This window comes from Collinsella sp. AF37-9 (assembly GCF_003475115.1).
Lineage (GTDB): Bacteria > Actinomycetota > Coriobacteriia > Coriobacteriales > Coriobacteriaceae > Collinsella.
The window spans coordinates 1-1,636 of record NZ_QROQ01000058.1; the positions used below are offsets into that span (position 1 = coordinate 1).

The window sequence follows — 1,636 nt, forward strand, 5'->3', positions numbered from 1 at the left end:
GGTTGATTTCCGATCTCAGCCGAACACACTGAGCAAATAGGCCGTTCCCGCACCTAGCCGAACGCCCCGCGGCCCCTCCCGGGGCCCGGGGGCGCCGTTTTCCCAGTTGAAGGAACGGTGGAGATGTGTTTCGATGGGTCCGGTGGCCATGCTCCGCCCGCCGCCCGGCACCTCTTCCCAGACTCAGCCGGACGGTCGGTTCCGTCTATTCCGTTTTCCCTTAGGCTAGGACAGCGGGGCATCGCCCCTTTCCTCGCGCGCCCGCGCGATGAGCCCCGGCGTCAGGTCGAGCCCGTCGATGGGCACGTCCTCGATGCCGTACGCCTCCAGCAGCGCCGCCGCGTCGTCGCCGAGCATCGCCCGGAAGGCGCGGGCGGGCGTCGCGAAGCCGAGCGCGCCGCGGGGCTCGGAGTTCACGTGCGACATCGCCAGCGCAAGGTCGGCCGGGGCCAGCCGGTCGAACCTGAGGCCGCGGCCCTTGGGCAGCAGCTTCCTGATCTCGACGTGGTTGCGCTCGCAGGCGCCCTTCTGGTCGCTGCGCCTAGGGTCGCAGTAGAACAGCCTCGTCTCGCCCCGCCCCTCGCCGAGCAGCGCCGCGATCGCGCCCTCGTCGGAGAACTCGGCGCCGTTGTCGGTGAGCACGGCGCGGAACACGCGGCGCGTCCCGTCGGCGCCGAGGACCGCCCGGACGCCCTCCAGGGCGCCCGCGACGCACCCGGCGGTCTTCTCCTCCAGCGGCAGCGCGAGCTGGAGCCTGCTGGGGCGGTGCAGCAGCGTGAGCAGGCAGGCGGAGTCCTCCCGGGCCCCCTCGACGGTGTCCATCTCCCAGGCGGCGGCGCACGCGTCCTCCCCGAGGGCGAGGAACGCGGCATGCGACCTGCGGGCGGAGTGGCGGGTCGCCGCCCGGCACGCGGCGCGCTTCCTCGGCCTGTAGCCGACCTTGCGCCTGAGCTCCATGTTGGTCATGCCGTCGTAGCCCGCCGAGACCCAGCGGTAGATGGTCGACGGCGACAGGTCCACCGGGCCGCCGTTGCGCGCCGCCATCTGCTCGGGCGACAGCCCCCGGCGCAGGCAGTCCCTTATCGCCTCCAGCCTGGCCGCCGCGGCGGGCTCGTCGGCGTCTATCCCGCGCCTGGACGAGACGAGGACCGAGTCGGCGCACAGCTGCGCGGCCCGGGCCTCGTAGAAGACGTGGGGGCGGCGCTTGCAGCCGATCGCGCGGTACCGCCCGCACCCGTTGCAGCAGCGCGGCCACGCGGCCAGGCGCGGGCAGGCCGCCGACAGGTCGGCGGAGGCGTCAACGCGCTCGCCGCGCCTGGCCTTCGGCGCCGTCACGAACCTGTGCGACGCCACCTCGGCGCTCACCGTCGAGGGCGACCTGCCCAGCTCCCTCGCGATCTCCCTGCACGACGCCCCGCGCTCCAGCATCCTCTGGACCGTGTCCCGCTCGTGCCTCGTGAGCCTTCCGTAGGCCCTCGGGACCGCCCTTGCGGAGCCCCTTTTCTTCTTTCCGGACATGCCGTCCTCCGATCTCCCGGGGCCGGCCGATCCGGCCCTCAGGGTATCGGGTTCCCACATTCATCCGTACATGTACGGATGAATGTGGGAGGTGTTCGGATAAAGTCGATAATCAAGG

General features: G+C 72.1%; 1 protein-coding gene. It reads right to left on the reverse strand.

Annotated features, from left to right (window positions below):
- Positions 1–225: 225 nt before the first annotated feature.
- The gene (locus DW024_RS09870; RefSeq protein WP_369834751.1) at positions 226–1,578 is read right to left on the reverse strand and encodes an IS30 family transposase; all 1,353 of its coding nucleotides are present in this window, start codon (positions 1,576–1,578) and stop codon (positions 226–228) included.
- Positions 1,579–1,636 lie beyond the last annotated feature (58 nt).